The sequence below is a fragment of the Actinoplanes sp. NPDC051494 genome (assembly GCF_044454705.1).
GTDB lineage: Bacteria > Actinomycetota > Actinomycetes > Mycobacteriales > Micromonosporaceae > Actinoplanes.
This window is the reverse complement of record NZ_JBITDZ010000003.1, coordinates 455,910-478,843: the sequence shown is the minus strand read 5'-3', so window position 1 is coordinate 478,843 and position 22,934 is coordinate 455,910. Positions and strand designations below refer to the sequence as shown.

The 22,934-nt window shown below is 70.8% G+C and carries 16 protein-coding genes and 1 riboswitch; of the genes, 4 read left to right on the top strand and 12 right to left on the bottom strand.

The genetic code is table 11. The annotated features are described in order from the left end of the window. Nucleotides 1-18: 18 nt before the first annotated feature. The 10 genes from murG to ACIA6A_RS14695 all read right to left on the bottom strand — a co-directional run bounded on the left by murG (nucleotide 19) and on the right by ACIA6A_RS14695 (nucleotide 13,735). Nucleotides 19-1,128, bottom strand: coding sequence for an undecaprenyldiphospho-muramoylpentapeptide beta-N-acetylglucosaminyltransferase (gene murG / locus ACIA6A_RS14740; protein ID WP_396098118.1), 1,110 nt, complete (start codon nucleotides 1,126-1,128; stop codon nucleotides 19-21). After that, entirely contained in the window at nucleotides 1,128-2,588 is a 1,461-nt protein-coding gene (locus tag ACIA6A_RS14735) for an FtsW/RodA/SpoVE family cell cycle protein (RefSeq protein ID WP_396098117.1), read from the bottom strand. Before ACIA6A_RS14735 ends, murG begins: the two co-directional genes overlap by 1 nt. 64 nt (nucleotides 2,589-2,652) lie before the next feature. Next, nucleotides 2,653-3,750: a phospho-N-acetylmuramoyl-pentapeptide-transferase gene (mraY, locus tag ACIA6A_RS14730; protein WP_396098116.1), complete on the bottom strand. Its 1,098-nt coding sequence runs from the start codon at nucleotides 3,748-3,750 to the stop codon at nucleotides 2,653-2,655. Continuing rightward, nucleotides 3,747-5,141 carry a UDP-N-acetylmuramoyl-tripeptide--D-alanyl-D-alanine ligase gene (gene murF, locus ACIA6A_RS14725; protein ID WP_396098115.1) on the bottom strand — a complete coding sequence of 465 codons (1,395 nt, stop codon included), beginning with the start codon at nucleotides 5,139-5,141 and terminating at the stop codon, nucleotides 3,747-3,749. Before murF ends, mraY begins: the two co-directional genes overlap by 4 nt. Beyond that, entirely contained in the window at nucleotides 5,138-6,700 is a 1,563-nt protein-coding gene (locus ACIA6A_RS14720) for a UDP-N-acetylmuramoyl-L-alanyl-D-glutamate--2,6-diaminopimelate ligase (protein ID WP_396098114.1), read from the bottom strand. The genes murF and ACIA6A_RS14720 overlap by 4 nt, the downstream gene beginning before the upstream one ends. Before the next feature lie 55 nt (nucleotides 6,701-6,755). Further along, nucleotides 6,756-9,374, bottom strand: coding sequence for a penicillin-binding transpeptidase domain-containing protein (locus ACIA6A_RS14715; protein WP_396098113.1), 2,619 nt, complete (start codon nucleotides 9,372-9,374; stop codon nucleotides 6,756-6,758). Nucleotides 9,375-9,378: 4 nt separating this feature from the next. Beyond that, complete coding sequence (locus ACIA6A_RS14710) at nucleotides 9,379-9,990, bottom strand: hypothetical protein (protein ID WP_396098112.1); 612 nt, start codon at nucleotides 9,988-9,990, stop codon at nucleotides 9,379-9,381. Further along, nucleotides 9,987-11,165 (bottom strand): 16S rRNA (cytosine(1402)-N(4))-methyltransferase RsmH, encoded by a 1,179-nt coding sequence (gene rsmH / locus ACIA6A_RS14705; RefSeq protein WP_396098111.1) that lies wholly within the window; start codon nucleotides 11,163-11,165, stop codon nucleotides 9,987-9,989. Before rsmH ends, ACIA6A_RS14710 begins: the two co-directional genes overlap by 4 nt. 147 nt (nucleotides 11,166-11,312) lie before the next feature. Continuing rightward, nucleotides 11,313-11,744, bottom strand: coding sequence for a division/cell wall cluster transcriptional repressor MraZ (gene mraZ / locus ACIA6A_RS14700; protein WP_396098110.1), 432 nt, complete (start codon nucleotides 11,742-11,744; stop codon nucleotides 11,313-11,315). 1,196 nt (nucleotides 11,745-12,940) lie between these two features. Then, complete coding sequence (locus ACIA6A_RS14695; protein ID WP_396098109.1) at nucleotides 12,941-13,735, bottom strand: C40 family peptidase; 795 nt, start codon at nucleotides 13,733-13,735, stop codon at nucleotides 12,941-12,943. Nucleotides 13,736-13,774: 39 nt separating this feature from the next. Continuing rightward, nucleotides 13,775-13,949: riboswitch (cyclic di-AMP (ydaO/yuaA leader) on the bottom strand. 464 nt (nucleotides 13,950-14,413) lie between these two features. Here ACIA6A_RS14695 and ACIA6A_RS14690 point away from each other — a divergent pair. From ACIA6A_RS14690 to ACIA6A_RS14680, 3 genes are all read left to right on the top strand, one after another. Continuing rightward, nucleotides 14,414-15,634, top strand: a complete 1,221-nt coding sequence (locus ACIA6A_RS14690) for a MurT ligase domain-containing protein (RefSeq protein ID WP_396098545.1) — start codon at nucleotides 14,414-14,416, stop codon at nucleotides 15,632-15,634. Nucleotides 15,635-15,666: 32 nt separating this feature from the next. Further along, nucleotides 15,667-16,380 carry a type 1 glutamine amidotransferase gene (locus ACIA6A_RS14685; protein WP_396098108.1) on the top strand — a complete coding sequence of 238 codons (714 nt, stop codon included), beginning with the start codon at nucleotides 15,667-15,669 and terminating at the stop codon, nucleotides 16,378-16,380. 82 nt (nucleotides 16,381-16,462) lie between these two features. Further along, nucleotides 16,463-17,275, top strand: a complete 813-nt coding sequence (locus tag ACIA6A_RS14680) for a TVP38/TMEM64 family protein (RefSeq protein ID WP_396098107.1) — start codon at nucleotides 16,463-16,465, stop codon at nucleotides 17,273-17,275. A 78-nt stretch (nucleotides 17,276-17,353) separates the two neighbouring features. On the opposite strand, the gene aroA is transcribed toward ACIA6A_RS14680, so the two are convergent. Beyond that, entirely contained in the window at nucleotides 17,354-18,598 is a 1,245-nt protein-coding gene (aroA, locus tag ACIA6A_RS14675) for a 3-phosphoshikimate 1-carboxyvinyltransferase (RefSeq protein WP_396098106.1), read from the bottom strand. A gap of 62 nt (nucleotides 18,599-18,660) precedes the next feature. Next, the gene (leuS, locus tag ACIA6A_RS14670) at nucleotides 18,661-21,489 is read right to left on the bottom strand and encodes a leucine--tRNA ligase (RefSeq protein ID WP_396098544.1); all 2,829 of its coding nucleotides are present in this window, start codon (nucleotides 21,487-21,489) and stop codon (nucleotides 18,661-18,663) included. A 389-nt stretch (nucleotides 21,490-21,878) separates the two neighbouring features. Here leuS and ACIA6A_RS14665 point away from each other — a divergent pair, with 389 nt between their 5' ends. Beyond that, nucleotides 21,879-22,934, top strand: a complete 1,056-nt coding sequence (locus ACIA6A_RS14665; RefSeq protein WP_396098105.1) for an AAA family ATPase — start codon at nucleotides 21,879-21,881, stop codon at nucleotides 22,932-22,934.

Genomic DNA, 22,934 nt, shown 5'->3' with positions numbered 1-22,934 from the left:
TCCCAATCGTCGATACGGTCATCGTGCCGCCACCGCCTCGACGACGAAGTCCAGCAGTGCCTCGTCGCCGTCCCGCCGGCCGTAGGAGCCGGCGGCGCCGCCCATCACGGACAGCCGCTGTGGATCGCGGGCGAGCGGGATGATGGTCTGCTCGATCCACTCCGGCGTGAGCTCGGCGTTGTCGACCAGCAGACCACCGCCGGCGTCGACCACGGGCAGCGCGTTGCGTTTCTGTTCCTGGTTGCTGTGCGGGTACGGCACGTAGACGGCCGGCATGCCGATCGCCGTGGTCTCGGCGACCGTGATCGCGCCGCCCCGGCAGAGCATCAGGTCCGCGGCAGCGTATCCGAGCTGCATGTCCGACAGGTAGGGGACCACGACATAGGGCACCGGCAGGTCGCTGGGCACGTCGAACGGGTCGTTGCGCCCGCCCTGCACGTGCAGCACCTGGATGCCCGCGTGGGACAGCTTCTTGGCCGCGCCGGCCACCGCGAGGTTGATCGTCCGGGCCCCGGAAGAGCCGCCGGAGACGAACAGCACCGGCAGGTCGGGGCGCAGGCCGAAGTGCTGCAGGGCCTGCGGGCGCAGCGTGGGCCGGTCCATCCGGGCGATGGCGGTGCGCAGCGGCACCCCGACCACCTTCGCGTCGCGCAACGACTCGGCCGCCGCGGGCTGACCGGGGAACCCGACCGCGATGTTCTTGGTGAACTTCATGCCCATCCGGTTGGCGACCCCGGGCGGCACGTTCACCTCGTGGATGACAATGGGCAGCTCACGCCGCCAGGCCGCCAGGTAGGCCGGGACCGACACGTAGCCGCCGAAGCCGACCACCACGTCCGCCTTGACCTCGTCCAGGATCTGGCCGGCCGCGTGCGCGGACTTGTACATCCGGTCCGGGGTGCGCAGCAGGTTCAGGTTGACCGAGCGCGGGAGCTGGAACGCCGGGATGACCCGCAGGTCGTACCCCGCGGGTGGGATCAGCTCGTTCTCCATGCCCTTGGGGCTGCCGAGGGTGGTGATCCGCACCTCGGGGAAGTGGCGGCGCAACGCGTCGGCGAAGGCGAGCAGCGGATAGATGTGACCGCCGGTGCCTCCCCCGGCGAGCACCACCGACCGGAGCGAACCCATCACCGCCTCCTCACACCCCCCTTGTTCACGGGTGCCCGGGTGGAGGGGCGCGACGAACCCGGCCGCCGCGGTGGGGGGAGCGGCGGCAGCGGGGCCCAGACTAGCCGCACCCACCGCGACGGCGGACGGGCGTGCAGGGCCCGCGCGGCGTCCGGTTCGGCCCGGGCACACGCGGCGAGGATGCCCAGCGCCGCCATCGTCACGGTCAACGCGCTGCCACCTGCGGAGATGAGCGGCAGCGGCACGCCGGTCAGCGGCAGCAGGCCGATCACGCCACCCATGTTGATCACCGCCTGCGCGACGAGCCAGGTGGTGATGGCGGTCGCGGCGAGCCGGCGGAACGGGTCGTCGACGCGGCGGGCGATCCGGAACCCGGTGTACGCGAGCACAGCGAACAGCACCGCGATCACCATGCACCCGACCACACCCAGCTCCTCGGCGACGACGGCGTAGATGAAGTCGTTGTCGGCGGCCGGCAGCCAGTTCCACTTGAGCGCGCCCTTGCCGAGTCCGACGCCGAACCAGCCACCCTCGTAGATGGCGGAGCGAGCCTGCAGGATCTGGTAGCAGTAGCCGAGGTCGCAGTTCTCCGGCATGTGCAGCCACATGGTGATGCGCAGCAGCCGGTAGTTCGGCTCGCCGGCGCTGCCCGAGCCCGCGCCGCGCGACGCCGCGGCGATCAGCAGGCCGATCCCGGCGAGGCCGAGCACCCCGAGCGCGCTGAACACCCGCAGGCGCACCCCGGCGGCCCAGAGCAGGCCGACGATCAGGGCCAGCAGCACCAGCATGGTGCCGAGGTCGTTGTAGCCGACAAGGATGAACAGCACGCCGACCACCGGGAACAGCGGCATCGACAACTCGCGCCAGTAGCCGAGCGACGCGCCCTTGCGCACGATGATGTCGGCGCCCCAGAGCACGACGCCGAACTTGACGAACTCGGCGGGCTGCAGACCGACCGGGCCGATGTACAGCCACAGCAGGTTGCCGGTCAGCGGGCCGAGCGTGACGACCTCGCCGTTCTGCGAGGTGGGCAGCACCCCGACCGCGCCCAGCGCGCCGAGCAGGTCGAGCACCCCGAGCAGCAGCACGGCCACGCCGAGGACGTAGATGCCGAGGAAACGCAGCGTGCTCGCGGGCAGCCGCTGGCACACCCAGAACCCGAGCAGACCGAGCACCGCGAAGATCAGCTGGCTCTGGACCGCCGAGAACGCGTTGCCGTCCTCCGCGTACGCCTTCACGCTGGTGGCCGAGAAGACCATGGTGAGGCCGATCAGCAGCAACAGGCCACTGCTCGCGATCAGCAGATAGTACGAGGACAGCGGCCGCGCGAGCATGCCGTGCACCGCGGGCAGCAGCTGCTGGCTGAGCGACCTCGGCTTCAGCGGCGGTGGCGCGGGCTGCACGGTGGCGGCCGGCGACACGGTGACCGTGGTCCGGGACTCGAGCTTGTCCTCCCCCATGCCCACCATCATGGTGCGGCGACACGCCAGGCCCGGGATGCGCACCTGGCGTGTCGGAAGAGATCTATCCCATTGCCGCGAGGAAGTCGCTGTAGAACAGGCCCAGACCGATCGCCACGAAGATGCCGGCGACGATCCAGAACCGCACCACGATGTTGACCTCGCTCCATCCGGCCAGCTCGAAGTGGTGCTGCAGCGGCGACATCCGGAAGACCCGCTTGCCGGTGGTCTTGAACGAGATGATCTGGATGACGACCGACATCGTGATGATCACGAAGAGGCCGCCGATGACGATCGACAGCAGCGTGGTGCGGGTCGCCATGGCCAGGCCGCCGATGAGACCGCCCAGGCCGAGCGCGCCGGTGTCACCCATGAAGATCCGGGCCGGCGACGTGTTCCACCACAGGAAGCCCACACAGGCCCCGGCCGCCGCGGCCGCGATGAGCGTGACCTCCAACGGATCCCGTACCTCGTAGCAGTAGCTGCCGGTGTAGTTGATGTCACCGCACCAGTGCCGGTACTGCCAGAACCCGATCAGCGAGTACGCGCCGAGCACCAGGATCGACGCGCCGGTGGCGAGACCGTCGAGGCCGTCGGTGAGGTTCACGCCGTTCGACATCGACATGATGACGAAGACGAACACCAGGACCGAGCCGACCTTGCCGACGTCGAGGAAGCTGATGTCGCGGATGAACGAGATGTGCTCGCTGGCCACGGTCTGCAGGTTGGTGCTGGGCACGTACAGCGCGGCCACGCCCAGGCCACCGCCGACCAGGAGCTGGCCCAGCAGTTTGCCCTTCGCGCTCAGGCCCGCCGAGTTGCGCTTGCGCACCTTGAGGAAGTCGTCCAGGAAGCCGACCGCCCCGCAGAAGACGAACAGACCGAGCAGCACCAGCGCGGTCATGGTCGGCTTGACCTGGGCGATCTGGGCCTCGGGCAGCGTCGTCAGGGCGATGTGCCCGGCGACGTACGCGAGCACCGTGGCGATGATGAACGCCACGCCACCCATCGTGGGGGTGCCCCGCTTGCCCTGGTGCGTGGCCGGGCCGACCGACCGGATCGGCTGGCCCGCCTTCAGCGCGGTGAACACCTTGATCGCCACCGGGGTGCCGAACAACGAGATGATGAACGCGACCGCGGCCGCGACGATGACTGCCCTCACGGGCCAACCTCCCCAGTGGCCGGCTCCGCGCGCAGCGCGTCGGCCACCTTCCACGTCCGGTACCGCGAACCCTTGACCAGCACGACATCTCCCGGGCGCAGATCGCCCGTCACCGCCGCGATCGCCTCCGCCTGGTCGGCCACGGCGACAGCCTCACCCTTCCATCCCGGTACGCCGGCCGCGCCGTCGAGCACCGGGGCGGCCTCGGCCACCGCGACGAGCCGGTCGACGCCCAGCTCCGCGGCGAGCCGCCCGACCTCCTCATGGCCGGCGACCTCCTGCTCGCCCAGCTCGGCCATGTAACCGAGCACGGCGATCGTGCGGCCGTCCCCGCCCATCGACACCAGTGCCCGCAACGCGGCGGCGGTCGAGGACGGGTTGGCGTTGTACGAGTCGTCGATGACGGTGACCCCGTCCGGGCGGTCGAACACGTCCATCCGGCGGCTCGAGACGATGCCCACCGCACCCAGCGCGACGGCCACGTCCGCGAGCGGCATCCCGGCCTCCAGCGCGACGGCCGCGGCGGCGAGGGTGTTCGCGACCTGGTGCCGCCCGGTCACCGCGAGGCGCACCGGCGCACTCTCACGTCCCACCACCAGGGTGTACGACGCCCGGCCCCGCGGATCCACGCTCACGTGCTCAGCGCGTACCGTCGCCTCGGGGTTCTCACCGGTGAGCACGACCCGCGCCCGGGTCCGCGACGCCATCGCGGCGACCAGCGGATCGTCGGCGTTGAGGATCGCGACGCCGTCCGCGGGCAGGCTCTCGACCAGCTCGCCCTTGGCCCGGGCGGTGCCCTCGATCGAACCGAACTCGCCGATGTGCGCGGCGCCCACGTTCAGCACCGCGCCGACGGAAGGTGCCGCGATCCCGGCCAGGTAGGCGAGGTGCCCGATCCCCCGGGCGCCCATCTCCAGCACCAGGAACCGGGTGTCCGGGGTCGCCTTGAGCACCGTGCACGGGAAGCCGAGCTCGTTGTTGGGCGAGCCCGGGGGCGCCACGGTCGCACCGAGCCGAGCGAGCAGCTGCCCGATGTAGTCCTTCGTCGTGGTCTTGCCGGACGACCCGGTCAGCCCCACCACGGTCAGCTCCGGCAGCCGGCCGACGACCTCGTGCGCGAGCTTCGCCAGCGCGGCGAGCTGCTCGCCGACCACCACGCCGGGCTGACCGGTGTCCCGGGTCCCCAGCACCGCGGCGGCCCCGGCGGCGACCGCGCCGGCGGCGTAGGCGTGACCGTCGACGTTCTCGCCCTCGAACGCTACGAACAGCCCGTCAGGCATCGGGGCGCGCGAGTCGTACTCGACCGGCCCGCTCACCGTCGTGGCCGGGTCGGCGTTGACGACCCGTCCCCCGGTCACCGCGGCGATCTCACCCAGTGTCATGCGGATCAAGCGGCACCGCCCGCGCGGGCTTCCAGCGCCGCGGCCAGCTCGATCCGGTCGTCGAACGGCAGCACCTCGCCGTTCACCTCCTGGCCTCGCTCGTGTCCTTTGCCGAGGACGGCCACGATGTCGCCGGGACCGGCGAGCCGCACCGCCTCGTCGATGGCGGGCCGGCGGCCCGCCACTTCGATGATCTTCGCAGCCGCGCCGGCCTGCGTTCCGCCGACTGATAGTCCAGGCTTGGATAGCGACTCCGCCCCCTGGCGGACCGCGGTGCGTACGACCTGCGGGTCCTCGGTGCGCGGGTTGTCGTCGGTGACCACCACGACGTCCGAGCCGCGCGCGGCGGCGGCGCCCATCAGCGGCCGCTTGCCGGTGTCCCGGTCACCGCCGGCCCCGATGACGCAGACGAGCCGGCCACCACGGGCCGTCGCCAGGTCACGAAGCGCGGTCAGGGCGGCCACGATCGCGTCCGGCTTGTGCGCGTAGTCGACGAAGCCGAGCACGTCGCCGGGGACGGTCACCCGCTCCAGCCGACCGGGGACCCCGGGACACGCCGCGATGCCGTCAGCGGCCGTCTGGGGGTCGATCCCGGCCGCGGTCAGCGAACCGAGGGCGAGCAGCGCATTGGCCACGTTGTGCCGGCCGGGCAGTGCCACCCCGGCCCGGAGCGGACCGCCGGGACCGACGGCCACGAACGTCTGGCCCTCGCCGGCCACCACGACGTCCTCGGCGTGCCAGGTCGCCGCCGGGTCGCCGTCCGCCGAGTACGTGATCGTGGCCGGCTTGCCGAGCGGCTTCAGCGCCGGGTCGTCGGCGTTGAGCACCTCGAAGCGGCAGCGGCCGTCGAACAGTTTGGCCTTCGCGGCGAAGTAGTCGTCCACGTCGGTGTGGAAGTCCAGGTGGTCGAGGCCGAAGTTGGTGTAGCCGCCGACGGTGAACCGCACCCCGCCGACCCGGCCCATGGACAGCGCGTGGCTGGACACCTCCATCACGACCGCGGTGACCCCGAGCTCGACGGCCGCCGCGAGGATCGCGTGCAGGTCGGTGGCCTCCGGGGTGGTCCGCGCGCTCGTGACCACCAGGTCGCCGAGGCGGGTCTCGACCGTGCCGATCAGGCCGGTGGTCAGCCCGGCGGCCCGCAGGCCCGACTCGACCAGGTACGCGGTGGAGGTCTTGCCCGCCGTCCCGGTCAGCCCGATCACGGTCAGGCGGGCCGAGGGGTCGCCGTAGATCGCGGACGCGGCCACACCGAGCACCGCGCGCGGATCCGGCACGACCACCACCGGCAGCCCGGCACCGGCGGCGAGCTCCCGGCCGGCCGGGTCGGTCAGGACCGCGACGGCACCGGCCTCGGCGGCGGCACCGGCGAACTCGGCGCCGTGCCGGCGGGCTCCGGGCAGCGCGGCGTAGAGATCACCGGGCCGGACCTCGCCGCTGGCGTGGGTGACACCGGTGATCGCGGCGTCGTTGTCGGCGTCGTTGACGGCTGGAACAGCCTCAACCAGCACCGCTAGGTCGGCCAGCCGATACGGCCGGACAGTCTGGGGACGGGGAATGCCAGGCACGGCGTCAGACCCTACCCGGTGACACGCACACCGCTGCGAACGCCATACGGGCGCGCTATTCCTTCCAGTCGAATCTCGGCGCGGGGGTACCGGACGGTGGCACACGGTATTGCACGAGCGCCGCGGACATCATCTTGCTGAACGCCGGAGCGGCCACGTCGCCGCCGGTGCCGGTCGCCACGTCCGCGAAGACACCGACCACGAACCGCGGGTTCTCGGCCGGCGCCATGCCGATGAACGAGCTCGCGTTGTGCTTGGTGTACCGGCCGTTGATGAGCAGGTTGCCGGTGCCGGTCTTGCCGGAGATCCGGTAGCCCTCGACCTTCGCCTTGCCCCCGGTGGCGCCCTTGGCGTCGACCACGGCCTCCATCATCTCGCGCAGCTCCGAGGCGACCTCGGGGCTCAGCACCCGGTGCGTCTCCGGCGGGGCCGCCGCGGTGACCTTGCCGGTGTTCCCCGACGTCGTCGACTTGATCAGGTGCGGCTGGATGTACGTCCCGTCGTTGGCGATCGCCGCGTACCCGGCCACCATCTGCAGCAGGGTCGCGTCCACGCTGTGCCCGATCGGCACCGAACCGTACGACGAACCGCTCCAGTCGGCCGGTGCGAGCAGCGCCCCGGACGCCTCGGCGGGCATCCCCTCGTCGGTCGACCGGCCCAGCCCGAACTTCTGCTGGTACTCGTAGAGCTTCTCCTTGCCGAGCTTCTGACCGATCCGGATCGTCCCCACGTTCGAGGAGTACGCCAGCACCTGCGGGATGGTCAGCTTCGTGCCGGCCGGGAACGGGTGCGTGTCGGGGAACGTCGTCCCGCCGAGCTCCAGCGCCTTGCCGACGGTGATCTCCGAATCCTTGGTGATCACCCCCTCCTGCAGGGCCGCCCCGATGGTGAACGCCTTGTGCGTCGACCCCGGGTCGGTGATCACACTGGACACCGCGTCGTCACGCTCGGCCGGCTTGAAGTCGAGCGGCTTCTGCGCGTTGTACGTCGGGTAGCTCGCCTGCGCGAGGACCTCGCCGGTCCGGGCGTCCATCACGACCGCGCCGCCGACGGTGGCACTGACCTCCTCCATGTACTGCTGGAGGTACTGCTGCACGTCGAACTGCAGGAAGCTGTCGATGGTGAGCTGCACCGAGGAGCCGGGGGCGGCGGCGGTCTCCCGCTTGTACCCGCCCGGGATCTCCTTGGCGAGGTCACCGTTACCGGTCTCGTACACCTTCTTGCCGTCGACACCGCGCAGCACGTCGTTGTACCGCGCCTCGATGCCCTCCAGACCGGTGTGGTCCTCGCCGGTGAAACCGATCAGGTTCGCGGCCAGGTCGGCGCCCGGCACGTCACGCCGCTCGTCACGGCCCCAGCCGATACCGTCCAGGTCCAACTTCTTGATCTTGTCCGCCACCGCGATGTCGACGCCCCGGGCCAGATACTCGAACCGGGACTCACCACCGCCGGGCCGTTTCTTCTTCGCCATCAGCTGCATCAGCTTCGACTGCGGCACCCCGAGCAGCGGCGCGAGCTGGGCCGAGGCGCCCACCGGATCGGTCACCATCTCCGGGTCGGCATAGATGTGCCGGGCCGCGACACTGTGCGCGAGCACGGCGCCGTTACGGTCGGTGATGCTGCCGCGCGGCGCCGGGAGAACCACCTCGATGAGCCGCTTCTGACGCTGCTCCAGCAGACTCTGCGCGGACGCGGGCGAATCCATGACCTGCAGCACGACGAGGCGCACCCCGATGGTCGCGAACAACGTCAGCGCGAGCACCGTGCCCAGCCGCAGCCGTTTGCTGCTGCTGGCAAGTTTGGGCGGCTCCGCCGGGACAACCCGGAAGCCATCGGTACGCGAACCCGGGCGCGATTCCGCCCGCAGCCGCCCACCGCTCCCCGTCCTGGCCCGCTCACCAGCACCACCCCGGCCCCCGCCGTCGCGCGCGCCGCTCCGGCCCCCGCCATCGCGCAGGCCGCCCCGCCCCGCACGGTCGCCGCCGTCCCGCGCCCTGCCGACCCGGACACCGCCATCTCGCGCACCGCCATCTCGCGCACCGCTCTCCCGCGCGCTGGTCTCCCGGGCCCGGCTTCCTCGCACGCTGCTTTCCCGCGCGCCCGCCGCACTCCCCCGTCGGGTGCCCGCTGTGCCATCCCGGCGGGTGCTCGCGGAACCGTCCCGGCCCGTGCCCGCTGCGCCGTCCCGGCGGGTGCTCGCTGTGGTGCCACGGCGGGGGTTCGCGGTCGAGCGGGTGCGGCCGGTTCCCGCGGTCGCGCGCGTCGGCTCGGTGCGGGTGCGCCGTTCCTTCTCCTCGGCCGTGCGCCGCCTCGCGGTCGTACCCTTGCCCTTATCGGATTTATCGCCTTTATCAGCCCGGGCCCGGCGCTGCGGCGGCAGTTCCCGCTCGCCCTCGCGCCGCCGGTCGGCCTCTTCGTGCCGGCGGTCCCGCGACGGCCGCCCGCCGTCCAGGACCTGCAACGACGGGCGGAAGGGGTCACCGGTCCGGCCGGCGCGCGGCGAACGGCTGCGCTGGTCGCTGCTCTCGCGCACGGTCCGGCCACGCGGCGTGTACGCACGGGCCTCGCCGATCCCGCCGAAGCCCCGCTCCTCGTCCTCAGGAGTCTGGTCTTGGGACGAAGAACCGCGCCGGGGATCCTGGCCCCGGCGCGGCGTCCCGTCTGAACGCGGCACCCCGCTACTGCCCCGCGACCGGGGCGGTGCCCGCCGGATCCGCCGGCGCGTCCGGTGTTGCCGAGTCCTGGGCGGTGACGGCAGGCTCACCGTTCGCCGGCGTCATCACGCCGATGATCTTCCCGTCCGGCATCCGGATGAACGCCGGCGAGTCGGCCTTGACCAGGCCGAGCCGCTTCGCCGCCGCGTCCAGGCTGCCCGGCATCTTGTTCAGGTCGATCTCGTTCTTCAGCGCCTGCTGCCGCGCGTCCAGAGTGCTCTGCTGCTTCTCCAGCGAATCCAGCTTGAACGAATTCTCCGCCGTCTTCGTGTTGATCAACAGAATGCCGAGGACACCAGCGATCACGATGCCCACCACCAGTGCGATGAACGGCGCCCGGGGCGCGTTGATCGGTGCCGGCGGTGCGACCCTCAGGCGCGGCGTGGCCGCGCCCTCACGCAGGCCACCGGCCCGCTGCTGGTCGGCGTCGAGCTTCAGCGCCGTGGCACCGTCGACCGGGAAATCCCGCGCCCCCCGCGCGGTCCCCCTGATGCCGGCCGGCTTCCACCGGCTCTTGTCCGTCTGGCTCGCGGTCCGGCCCCCCGACCGCGACGCCGCTGTCCTGCGCTCGCTCAATGCCCCTCCCCCTTCTTCCTTGCCCCCGGGCGTTCCCGCCCTCGTCCCCCGGCCACCGGCATCCGGGCCCGTTCGCGGGCGGCCCCCGATGCCGGCTCGTGCTCGTCGATCCGTTCCGCCGCGCGCAGCTTCACCGAAGCCGCACGCGGGTTCTCCGCCACTTCCTGTTCCGTCGGCGGTTCCGACCCCCGGGTCAGCAACCGCAGACTCGGACCGGTGCCCGGCAACTCGACCGGCAGATCGATCGGGCCGGTGCTGCGCGCCCTCTCGGCCAGGGCGCGCTTGACGATCCGATCCTCAAGAGAGTGGTACGACATGACGACAAATCGCCCTCGGGGCGCGAGCCGGTCCAGAGCGGACGGCAACGCGTTCTCCAAGGCGGCGAGCTCCCCGTTTACCTCGATGCGCAGTGCCTGAAACGTTCTTTTCGCAGGATTTCCACCCGTACGCCGCGCGGCGGCCGGAATCGCGTCCCGCACCAGGTCGGCGAGCAGGCTCGTCGAGACGATGCGTGCCTTCGCCCGTTGCTTGACGATCGACGACACCACCCGGGTGGCGAACTTCTCCTCGCCGTACACCCGCAGGATCCGGACCAGTTCACCCGGCTCGTACCCGTTGACGACGTCCTCCGCGGTGGGCCCGTCGGACTGGTTCATCCGCATGTCCAGCGGAGCGTCCTTCGAATACGCGAACCCGCGGTCCGCCTCGTCCAGCTGCAACGAGGACACACCCAGGTCCATCAGCCCACTGTGGAACGCCGGCAGCTTCAGCTCGGCGAGCGCCTCCGGCAGCTCGTCGAAGACCGCGTGCACGAGATGGGTACGCGCCTCGAAACGAGCCAGTCGATGCCGCGCGTGGGCCAGCGCCTCGGGGTCGCGGTCGAGCCCGACCAGCGTGACGTCCGGATACCGCTCCAGCACCGCCTCGGCATGCCCGCCGAGTCCGAGAGTGAAGTCGACGTGCACCGCCCCGGGCCGATCCAGCGCGGGGGCCAGCAGCTCGATGCACCGCTCGAGCAGCACCGGCACATGCGTGCCTCGCAGCTCCCCCATGTCGACCCCCATAGCCCCAGCTCTTTCTCGCGCGTGCCATCCGTACACCGGTGTGTTCCGGTGGTCTGTGTTCCGGTCGTCCGTACTACCGCCAGACGTCGTTCCGTACCGCCAGATCCCCATCCGCTCGTGCCCGTTTGCCGTTCGGGCGCGCCCTCTGGACACACGCCTGGCGCCGGGGAAGAGGCGCCAGGAGCGGGAGCGGCTGGAGATCTCGCAGTACGGCGGCAGCGACGTCCGGACCGTCTCGACGGCCGGCAGATGCCACGCCTACAGTCCGCCGGGCAGCACCCCCTCCTCGATGTCGGCGAAATCGTCCTCGCTCGCCGAGAGGTACTGCTCCCAGGACTGCTTGTCCCAGATCTCCACCCGGGTACTCGCCCCGATCACCACGAGCTCACGGTCGAGAGCCGCATACTCCCGCAGGTGGACGGGGATGGTGACCCGCCCCTGCCGGTCAGGGATCTCGTCGTGCGCACTGGCGAAGAACACCCGGCTGTAGGACCGGGCAGCCTTGTGGGTGACGGGCTGGTCCCGCAACTGCTCCGCGATCCGCTGGAACTCCGGCATCGGGAACACGTACAGGCAACGCTCCTGCCCCTTGGTGATCACGACACCTCCCGCCAGCTCGTCCCGGAACTTCGCCGGAAGAATCAACCGGCCCTTGTCATCCAGGCGAGGGGTGTGCGTGCCGAGGAACATCCGGCCACCCCCCTGCCCATTCGGCGGCTTCGCGGTCCGCCTGGTTCACTCGGGCCGGCAGGTCCAGTCCGGCCTGCCACTGCGCTCCACCTTACTCCACTTCCCTCCACCCGCAACCGGAATCGGCCCGTCCGCGAACCGTATTCGCAGACGAATCCGCACGTCAGACGCGGTGGAGCGGGGGTGGAGGGCTTCAGCCCTCAGACCATGGTCCACTTTCCGACAAGCCGCCCACCCGGGCACGAAACTCCACCGATTTCGGGCGTTCCAGGCCCCAAAATGCCCTCAGGGGAGGGAAGTGGAGGAAAGAGAGGAAGCGAAGTGGAGGGAAAAATCAACCCCCACGCCCCCATCAGCCACCCACCCCTGCCCGGACCACCCGCTACCGCAGGCTGTTGCCCACCCCACACCACCCACGACCGCCACCCACCGCCGGCGGCATCCTCCCGCTCGACGGCCGAGACGGATCGGCCCGGACGGAGGCGCACAATCCCCCACCGGACACGTCTCCCGCACGACGGTAGAGACGGATCCACCTCGCTCAGGACCGGCCCGGATGGATGCGCCCACTCCCTCACCGGACGGACGCACCGCTCAACCGACTGCGACGGACACTCCTCCCACGCCAGGCGGGCGCACCGCTAGGCCGACCGCGACGGCCTCTCTCGCACCACGCGGGCCCGGCCGACCGCAACAGACACCCTCCCCACGCCAGGCGGGCGCACCGCTCGGCCGACCGCGACGGACGGAGAGCCTTCTCGCGCCAGGCGGGCCCACCGCTCGGGCGCACCTCGACGGCGCCGGGAACGGCCGGCAGCCCAAACAGGAAGAAAGAACGATCGTTCTACCGGCAACCGGAGGATGCCAGGACAGGACCGCCCGACCGAGGTGGGTGGAGAGGCAGCCCGGCCGAGGGAGGCAGGCGGCCGAGGGAAGCAGGCGGCCGAGGGAAGCAGGCGGCCGAGGGAAGCAGGCGGCCGAGGGAAGCAGGCGGCCGAGGGAAGCAGGCGGCCGAGGGAGGCAGAGAGGCCGATTCACCAGGCTGCACGATGCGCTGCGCAGCGCCGGGGACAGCCCCGACCGGGCCGGTGCCGGACGACAGCAGGGCGCGGCCTGTGGAAGGCCGCGCCCTGCTGAACTGTCCACTGCTTATCTTCGGTGCCTGGCCGCTCTACTTCCCGGCGATCCGGAGGTCGTCAGGCCGCGAGGCGGCGTACGACGTAGTTGCTGCTCCAGATCTTGTGCTTGCCGACCCGGGCTCCCGAGTGCGGCGAGTCGTAGATGTAGCCGCCACCCGCGTAGATGCCGGCGTGGTAGCCGTGGCCGCCCGAGCGGAAGACGATCAGGTCACCGACCTGCTTCTTGCTCTTGCTGACGGACTTGCCGTAGTTCTGCTGCGAGTTCGCCTTGTGGGGCAGGCTCTTACCCGCGGCCTTCTTGTACACGTACTTGGTGAAGCCCGAGCAGTCGAAGCGCTTGGGGCCCGACGCACCGTACTTGTAAAGAGCGCCCTTGTGCTTCTTGGCCTCGGCCAGGATCTTCGCGCCGCTGTTCTTGACCGTGATCCGGACGCTGCCGGAGTTGAGCGCCTTGACGGAGCCGCTGCCGGTGTACTGCGTGTGGAGCCGGACGCTGCCCGTGGGCTTCGTCGTCAGGGTGGCCGTGCCGCCCTTGTTCAGCTTCTTGGTGGCAATGGTGACCCACTTGCCGTTGCGCTTGGCCTGCAAGCGTACGGATCCGCTGGTCACGACCTTGCCGGTCTTGGGGTTGATCACCTTGGCGGTCACGGAGACCTTCTGACCCCACTTGATGGTGCGAGCGGAGTAGCGGTTGGCGATCTTGGGGGTGACCTTCGCCGCCGCTGCCGCCTTGACCACGGGGGCCGCGGTGACGGGCGCTGCTGCGGCGGAGGCTGCCGGGGTCGCGACCAGTTGGCCGGCGCAGAGGCAGAGTCCCAGGGACAGTGCTGCTGTTCCGGTACCGACGGACATGCGGCGGCCACGGCTCGAACTGCGTTCGTGCACGGTAGAGATATCCCTCCGGCACGCCTGCGAGGTTAGCTGTCGGGTTCGGGCGGGAAGGTGTGCCCGGTCGCCAGGAAGACGACTTCACCCCAAGGTCCGCGAGTCTGTTCGGCTCGTGATCGGACCGGTTATGGGTCCCCCGTCCCTGCCCCCGTCTGCCTGTTTTGGTCGTTCGAGTTCGTCGGTCGCTCCGAACGGACCGGGGCAGGGCTCGGCGTGATCCGTTCGATGCGAGCGGCGAGCGGGTGCTCACCGGCCCGTCCTTGCTACCTGAATTTTCCGCCGACCGTTAGCCCCACCGTCATCACTGTGAGTAATTGGCACGCGAGCCGATGTCCGCTTTGTAACCGCGCCGTGACAAATGCCGCGACCCTGTGCGCATGGTCGATCACACTGCGCCGATGGTTACGGGTGAATCAGAACACACAAAAAGCCGCAGCCGGGCTGATCATGGACGCCCACCAGGTCGGACTATTGCCATCGCAAACACCCCTACCGGCGCTAATACGGCACCGGACGACCCTGGTTGATCATCCTTTCGGAGGAGGGCGGCCGGAGGAGCGGTGCGGTTGTCCACAGGCCCACCTGGGACCACTCGACGTAGTGTCCGTTTCCGGTACCCTCGCCACCGTGACGGACGGGAAAATGCCCCTGCGGGCCAAGGTCGCGAGTTCGGTCTCGCGCGGTGCTGCCGCCCTCTCCAGGGTGGCGGGCCGCGGTGACGGCTCGGTGATCGGCGGGTGGATCGGTCTCAAGATCGATCCGGACCTGCTGCGCAACCTCGCGTCCGGGCGGGCCATCGCGCTCGTCTCGGGCACCAACGGCAAGACGACTACGACACGTTTCGCGGCGGCGGCCCTCGGGGTGCTGGGCCCGGTCGCCACCAATTCCTTCGGCGCCAACATGCCCACCGGGCACACGTCCGCACTGGCGAAGGCCGGGGCGACCCCGTTCGCCGTGCTGGAGGTGGACGAGCACTACCTGGCCCGGGTCATCGAGGAGACCACGCCCCGGGTCGTGGCCCTGCTCAACCTCTCGCGCGACCAGCTCGACCGGGCCAAGGAGGTGGCGATGATGGCGCAGATGTGGCGCACCGCACTCGCCGCCCACCCCGACGTCGCCGTGGTCGCCAACGCCGACGACCCGATGGTGGTCTGGGCCGCGGTCAACGTGGCGCACGTGAGCTGGTTCAGCGCCGGCCAGCGCTGGACCGACGACTCCTGGGTCTGCCCGGAGTGCGGCTCCCCGATCAACCGCGCCGACGGCGACTGGTGGTGCACCGGCTGCACGCTGCGCCGCCCCAAGGCGCAGTGGTCCGTCGAGGACGACGGCGTGCTGGACCCCAAGGGCGACTGGCACCTGGTCAAGCTGCAGCTGCCGGGCCACGTCAACGTCGGCAACGCGGCCACCGCGCTCGCCGTCGCCGCGGAGTTCGGTGTCCGCCCGATAGAAGCCGTGCCGCGGCTGGCGAGCGTCGCGTCGGTCGCCGGGCGCTACGCCCAGGTCGACCGGGACGGGCGCAACATCCGGCTGCTGCTGGCGAAGAACCCGGCGAGCTGGCTCGAGGCCTTCGACATGGCCGAGACCGCGCCGACCCTGCTGTCCATCAACGCCCGTGACCCCGACGGTTTCGACACGTCGTGGCTCTACGACGTCGACTTCTCGCCGCTGCGGGGACGGCCTGTCTACATCACCGGCGACCGGGCCTACGACCTCGCTGTGCGCCTCGAGGTGAACGAAGTGGCGTTCCGGCACGTGCTTACCTTCGACGAGGCAGTCCAGGCCACCCCGCCGGGACGACTCGAGGTGATCGCCAACTACACGGCGTTCCAGGACATCCGAGCGGAGCTGGACCGTGTCAACTGAGCCTGCCCGCCGCGGACAAACGAGGAAAAACCATGAGTGAGAGCACTCTGCGGATCGTCTGGATCTACCCCGACCTGCTGTCGACGTACGGCGACCGGGGCAACATGCTGATCCTGGCCCGTCGCGCCGCCCTGCGCGGCATCCCGGTGGAGACCTACCAGGTGCGCTCCGACCAGGCCATGCCCGCGACCGCCGACATCTACCTGATCGGTGGCGGCGAGGACGGCCCCCAGGCGCTCGCCGCGCAACGGCTCATCGCCGACGGCGGCCTGCACCGCGCGGTCAACCAGGGTGCGGCCGTGCTGGCGATCTGCGCGGGCTACCAGCTCTTCGGCGGTTCGTTCTACGCCAAGGGCGCCCAGTGCCGCGGCCTCGACCTGCTCGACATCAACTCGGACCGGGGCGAGACCCGCGCGGTCGGCGAGGTCCGCGGCGACATCGACCCGCGGCTCGGGCTGCCCCCGCTGACCGGCTTCGAGAACCACGGCGGCCGTACCCATCTCGGCGCCGGCGTCGCCCCCCTCGCGCGGGTCACCGCCGGGATCGGGAATGACGGGCAGACCGAGGGCGCTTGGAACGGGAAGATCCTCGGCACGTACGCCCACGGCCCCGCACTCGCTCGCAACCCAGCTATAGCCGATCTGCTACTGCGTTGGGCGATCGGCGCGGATAGTCTTCAACCTCTCGACGACACCTGGGCCGAACGCCTCCGCGGCGAACGACTCGCCGCCGCGAGTACCGTCTGACCCAGCACGCACCACCAGCACCCGATGGCACGCCAGACCAGCACTTTCCTGGACCGACGAAAAGTAGGGGCGGTACGCCTGCATGACTGACATCCTGATCGCCCCGCGGGGCATCAACACCCCCGCCGCGGACCCTCAGGCCAGCCAGCAGCTCACGGCCGCCCCTGCCGCCGACCTCGTGACCACCGACGAGGTGGCCACGCCGATGAGCCGGCGGCACCGCCTCCTGCGCTTCGGTGTCCTCGGGGCGGTCGTCGCCGGCCTCGGTGTGGCCGCCATGGTGCTGCCGCTGCAGGCCATCGCCGACTCGATCGTGGCGCTCGGCCCGGCCGCGGCCATCGTGGTCGCGGTGGTCGGCGGTCTCCTGCTCTCCGTCCTGGTGCCCCGCACGGCCATCACGGTGGCCTGCGGCGCCCTGCTGGGCCCGGCGACGGGTGCCGCCACCGCGCTGGCCGCCGCGGTGATCGCCGCGGTCGCCACCTACTACGCGGGCCGCTGGGCCGGCCGCGGCGCCCTCGGCGCCAAGAACGGCAGCAAGATGGAACGCCTCGACGGCTGGCTCAACCGCCGTGGCCTGTCGGCGGTCCTGCTGGTCCGCTTCCTCCCGCTCGCGCCGTTCGGCCTCATCGGCTACGCGTACGGCACGACGTCGGTCTGCCGCAAGCGCTACCTGCTCGGCACCACGCTCGCCTCGATCCCGTCGGCCGTCTCCTACGCGGTGATCGGCGCCGCGGTGGCCGCCCCGGGCTCGCTGAACCCGCTGACCCTGGCCCCGGCCGCGATCGGCATCGGCCTCACCACCACGATCGTCTTCCGCTGGCGCCTGGCCGCCAAGCGCACCGCGGCCGCCGCCATGACCGCTGCCGCCATGACCGCTGCCGCCGCGACCGCCTGACCAAGCACGACAAGAAGCCCGGCCGGTGACCACCACCGCCGGGCTTCTTGCATGTCGGCCCGACGACGGACCGGCCGCTCAGGACAGCGCGGCGAGGTCCTGGAAGTAGCCGGGGTAGGTCTTGGCCACGCAGCCGGGATCGGCGATCTCGATGCCCGGGGCGCGCAGGCCCAGCAGGGACAGGCTCATGGCCATGCGATGGTCCTCGTACGTGGCGAACCGGGTGGGCCGGGGCCGGCCCGGGTTGATCGTGAAACCGTCCTCGTCCTCGGTGGCGTCGATGCCCGCCCGGCGCAGCTCGGTGACCACGGCCGCGATGCGGTCGGTCTCCTTGCCGCGGATGAAGCCGATGCCGCGGACCCGGGTCGGGGAGTCCGCGAAGACCGCCACCGCCGCCAGCGTCTGGGCGGTGTCCGAGATGTCGGCCATGTCGACGTCGACGCCGTGCAGGCGGCCGGTGGAGCTGACCGTCATCGAGGTGTCGGTGCGGGACACCGTTGCGCCCATCCGGGCGAGGACGTCCGCGAACCCGACGTCACCCTGCAGGCTGTCGGTGCCCAGCCCGGAGACCGTGACCCGGCCGCCGGCCACCGCCGCCGCGCCCAGGAAGTAGGAGGCGGCGGTCGCGTCGGGTTCCACCGCGTAATCGGTCGGACGGTAGGCCCCGGCGGGGACCGTGAGGCCGGTGACGACGACGCCGAAAGCGGCCATGACCGCCCTGGTCATCTCGACGTACGGCACCGAGACCAGCGGCGAGGTCAGCGCCACCGTCAGCCCGTCGCGCATCAGCGGGCCGGCCATCAGCAGCCCGGACAGGAACTGGCTGGAGATGTGCCCGCTGACCTGGACCTCTCCCCCGCGCGACGGCCCCCGGACGGCGGCCGGCAGGCAGCCCGGCTCACCCAGCTCCTCGACCTCGGCGCCGACCTGGCGCAGCGCGTCCAGGACCGGGCCGAACGGGCGGGCCCGCAGCTGCGGTGTGCCGTCGACGACCGTGCGGGCGCCGAGCAGTGCCGCCGCGGGCAGGATGAAACGCGAGGTGGTGCCGGACTGCCGCGCGTCGACGGGCCCGCCCTTCGAGCAGGGGCCGGCCACGGTGACCGTACGAGATGAGGGGTCAGCGGTGACCGACGCGCCCAGCGCGGCCACCGCGTCCATCATCGCCCGGGTGTCGTCGGCGAAGAGCGCGCCGGTCAGCGTGGAGGTGCCGGGGGCGAGCGCGGCGCAGACGAGCGCGCGGTTGGTGATGCTCTTGGAGCCCGGCGGGCGCACGGTGGCGTCCAGGGGCCTGGTCAGCGGGGTGAGATGCTGCACGTCGGGCATGCCGGCATTGTGACGCGGAAAAGGCCCGCCGGAGCGAGCCTTTTCCACCAGTTGGTACCGGATCAGACGACGACGCTGACCAGCCGTCCCTTGACCACGATCACCTTGCGGGGCTCGCGTCCGGCCAGCGCCTCGGCGATCGCTTCCAGCGCCGCCGCGCGTACGGCGTCCTCGGTCGTGTCCGGCGCGACCTCGACCCGGCCGCGGACCTTGCCGTTGATCTGCACCGGATAGGTGATCGACTCGGCCTTCAGCTGAGCCGGGTCGGCGACCGGGAAGTCCGCGTAGGCCAGGGTGTCGTCGTGACCCAGCTTGCGCCACAGCTCCTCGGCCAGGTGCGGGGCGAACGGCGACATCATCAACACCAGCGGCTCGACCGCCTCGCGGGACACCGTGGGCAGCGGGGTCAGTGCGTTGGTCAGCTCGATCAGCTTGGCGATCGCGGTGTTGAAGCGCAGTTCCTCCATGTCGGCGCGGACGCCGTCGATGACGCGGTGCAGGACGCGGCGGGTCTTGGCGTCCAGCTCGGTGTCGCCGGCCCGGATCGCACCGGTCTCCTCGTCGACGACCAGGCGGTAAGCGCGCTGCAGGAAGCGCTGCGAGCCGATGACCGCGCGGGTGTCCCAGGGGCGCGACGCGTCCAGCGGGCCCATCGCCATCTCGTACACGCGGAACGTGTCGGCGCCGTACTCCTCGGCCATCTCGTCCGGGGTGACCACGTTCTTCAGCGACTTGCCCATCTTGCCGTACTCGCGGGCCACCTCCACGTCGCCGTGGAACCACTTGCCGTCGCGCTCGACGACCTCGGACGCCTCGACCGGGAAGCCCCGCGAGTCACGGTAGGCGAAGGCCTGGACGTAGCCCTGGTTGTACAGCTTCTTGAACGGCTCGAACGACGAGACGTGGCCCAGGTCGTACAGGACCTTGTGCCAGAAGCGGGCGTACAGCAGGTGCAGCACGGCGTGCTCGACGCCACCCACGTACAGGTCGACGCCGCCCGGGTCGCCCTCGCCGCGCGGGCCCATCCAGTAGGCCTCGTTCTCGGGGTCGACCAGAACCTTGTCGTTACCGGGGTCCAGGTAGCGCAGCTCGTACCAGCAGGAGCCGGCCCACTGCGGCATGGTGTTGGTCTCGCGGGTGTAGGTCTTCAGGCCGTCGCCCAGGTCCAGCTCGACCTGCACCCAGTCCTTCTTGCGCGACAGCGGCGTCTCCGGCTCGCTGTCGGCGTCGTCCGGGTCGAACGTACGCGGCGAGAAGTCGTCCACGTCCGGCAGCTCGACGGGCAGCATGGTGTCGGGCAGGGCGATCGGCAGCCCGGTCTCGTCGTAGACGATCGGGAACGGCTCGCCCCAGTAACGCTGCCGGCTGAACAGCCAGTCACGCAGCCGGTAGGTCGTGGCGCCCTTGCCGTGCCCCTTCTCCTCCAGCCAGGAGATCATCGCCGCCTTGGCGTCGACCATCCCCATACCGTCCAGGAAGTCGGAGTTGACCACCGGACCGTCGCCGGTCCAGACGCCGTCGTGGCCCTTCGGGACCTCGATGGTACGGATGACCGGCAGGTCGAACGTCTCGGCGAAGTCCCAGTCGCGGGTGTCGTGCCCGGGCACCGCCATGATCGCGCCGGTGCCGTACCCGGCCAGCACGTAGTCGGCGATGAAGACCGGGACGCGGGTGCCGTTGACCGGGTTCGTCGCGTACGCGCCGGTGAAGACGCCGGTCTTGACCTTGCCCTCGGCGGTGCGCTCCTCCTCGGTCTTGGCCGCGGCCTGCGCGCGATAGGCGGCCACCGCCGCTTCCGGGGTCGGGTGGCCGCCGGTCCACACCGGGCGGGTCCGGTCCGGCCACTTCGCCGGCACGATCGTGTCGACCAGCGCGTGCTCCGGCGCCAGCACCATGTAGGTGGCGCCGAACAGCGTGTCTGGGCGGGTGGTGAACACCGAGACGCGGTCGTCGCCGTCCATCGCGAAGTCGACGTGCGCACCCCGCGAACGCCCGATCCAGTTGCGCTGCATCAGCTTGACCGGCTCGGGCCAGTCCATCACGTCCAGGTCCTCGACCAGCCGGTCGGCGTACTCGGTGATGCGCATCTTCCACTGCCGCAGCGACCGCTGGAAGACCGGGAAGTTGCCGCGCTCGCTGCGGCCGTCCGGGGTGACCTCCTCGTTGGCCAGCACGGTGCCCAGCCCGGGGCACCAGTTGACCGGCGCCTCACTGACGTAGGCCAGGCGGTAGCCGTCGATGACCGTACGGCGCTCGACCGCGGACAGCTCAGCCCAGTTCCGGCCGTCCGGCGTTTCCCGCGTGCCGTCTTCCAGCGAGGTGATCAACTCGGTGATCGGGCGGGCCTTGCGCAGGTCGCGGTCGAACCAGGAGTTGAAGACCTGCAGGAAGATCCACTGGGTCCAGCGGTAGTACTCCGGGTCGGTGGTCGAGACCGAGCGCCGGTCGTCGTACGCCAGGCCCAGCCGGCGCAGCTGGATCCGGTAACGCTCGACGTTCTGCTCGGTGGTGGTGCGCGGGTGCGTGCCGGTCTGGACCGCGTACTGCTCGGCGGGCAGGCCGAACGCGTCGAAGCCCATCGGGTGCAGCACGTTGAAGCCGGTCATCCGCTTGTAGCGGGTGTACGAGTCGGTGCCGATGTAGCCCAGCGGGTGCCCGACGTGCAGGCCGGCGCCCGACGGGTACGGGAACATGTCCTGCACGTGCAGCTTCGGGGCGCCCGCGCGCGGGTGCGAGGGATCGGCCAGGTCACCGGTCGGGTTCGGGGCGTGGAACGTGCCGTTCCGGGCCCAGAAGTCCTGCCAGCGCGGCTCGATCTCGTTGGCCATCGCGGCCGTGTAACGGAACGCCGGGACGTCCGTTCCGGTTTCGGACTCGCTCATCGTCACCATCTCGTTTTCGTTCACAGCTCTTTGAACTTCAGTTTTCCGCCGCGGGAAAGATCAGCCTGGCCCTGGACATAAAAAAGCCCCCTTCCACGAGGGGGCGCCGCGCTGGTTCGGAGGAACCGCGCGGCTAGCTAAGAAGCAGGAAGCCAGAGACCATGCCCAGATGATACCCGTACGACCTCCGCGGCGACGACCGGTGTCCGGATGGGCGATTTCGCAACCCAGTCGATATGCGTGTCCGGTTGACCACGGGACGTAATCGTGTTTACGGCGCCTCTCACGAGTTGCTGTGATCGGGCTAACCTGTGGGGGAACGGGCGGCGAGCGCCGGCCTTCGGTTTCCTTTCGGCGTGGTCACGTAGGAAGGAGCCTGAACGACATGGAGGAGGCCCGTGACAACCCCTACCTGGGACGCGCCCGTCGGACCGTTGACAGACGACGAGTTCCGCGCCGCGAGTAGCGCCATCATCGGCAACATCGAGCAGGTCATCGAAGGCAAGGGCGCGACGGTCAAGCTGGCGCTCGCGGTCATGCTCGCCGAGGGACACCTGCTCATCGAGGATGTGCCCGGTGTCGGCAAGACCAAACTGGCGAAAGCGCTCGCGCGGTCGATCGACTGCTCGGTGCGCCGCATCCAGTTCACGCCCGACCTGCTGCCCAGCGATGTGACCGGCGTCAGCGTCTACAACCAGGAGACGCGCGACTTCGAGTTCAAGCCGGGCGCGGTCTTCGCCAACCTGGTGGTCGGCGACGAGATCAACCGGGCGTCGCCGAAGACCCAGTCCGCGCTGCTCGAGTGCATGGAGGAGCGCCAGGTCACGGTCGACGGCACCACGTACGAGCTGCAGGCTCCGTTCATGGTCATCGCGACGCAGAACCCCATCGAGATGGAGGGGACCTACCCGCTGCCCGAGGCGCAGCGCGACCGGTTCACCGCCCGGATCGCCATGGGCTACCCCGACCCGCGCGCCGAGCTGGCGATGCTGAACGGGCACGGCGCCCTCGACCCGCTGAGCAGCCTGCGCGCCGTCGCGGACGCCGCGTTGATGCGCCGGATGATCGCCACGGTCCGTCAGGTGCACGCCGCCGAGGCCGTCCAGCAGTACGCCATCGCGTTCGTCAACGCGACCCGTGAGACGCCGGAGCTCCGGCTGGGCGCCTCGCCCCGGTCGACGCTGCAGCTCATCCGGACCGCGAAGGCCGTCGCCGCGCTCGAGGGCCGCGACTACGTCCTGCCCGACGACCTGCAGGCGCTGGCCGTGCCGGTGATGGCGCACCGCCTCATCCCGACCGCGGACGCGCAGCTCAACCGGCGCACCACCGACACCATCGTGTCGGAGATCGTGCACCGGCTGCCGTTGCCGCACGACCGGGCCCGCAACCCGTACGACACCCGGGCCACCACCAACGGCGACGGCCGGGCGCAGTACGAGTCCCGGGGTCTCTGA

Bases quoted from the DNA above. Each gene is read 5' to 3' on its own strand.
- leuS (WP_396098544.1), bottom strand. From the start codon at position 21,489: ATGGTGACGATGAGCGAGTCCGAAACCGGAACGGACGTCCCGGCGTTC.
- ACIA6A_RS14690 (WP_396098545.1), top strand. From the start codon at position 14,414: ATGCCCCTGCGGGCCAAGGTCGCGAGTTCGGTCTCGCGCGGTGCTGCC.
- mraZ (WP_396098110.1), bottom strand. From the start codon at position 11,744: ATGTTCCTCGGCACGCACACCCCTCGCCTGGATGACAAGGGCCGGTTG.
- ACIA6A_RS14685 (WP_396098108.1), top strand. From the start codon at position 15,667: ATGAGTGAGAGCACTCTGCGGATCGTCTGGATCTACCCCGACCTGCTG.
- ACIA6A_RS14680 (WP_396098107.1), top strand. From the start codon at position 16,463: ATGACTGACATCCTGATCGCCCCGCGGGGCATCAACACCCCCGCCGCG.
- aroA (WP_396098106.1), bottom strand. From the start codon at position 18,598: ATGCCCGACGTGCAGCATCTCACCCCGCTGACCAGGCCCCTGGACGCC.
- murG (WP_396098118.1), bottom strand. From the start codon at position 1,128: ATGGGTTCGCTCCGGTCGGTGGTGCTCGCCGGGGGAGGCACCGGCGGT.
- ACIA6A_RS14735 (WP_396098117.1), bottom strand. From the start codon at position 2,588: ATGGGGGAGGACAAGCTCGAGTCCCGGACCACGGTCACCGTGTCGCCG.
- ACIA6A_RS14695 (WP_396098109.1), bottom strand. From the start codon at position 13,735: ATGTCCGTCGGTACCGGAACAGCAGCACTGTCCCTGGGACTCTGCCTC.
- rsmH (WP_396098111.1), bottom strand. From the start codon at position 11,165: ATGGGGATCTGGCGGTACGGAACGACGTCTGGCGGTAGTACGGACGAC.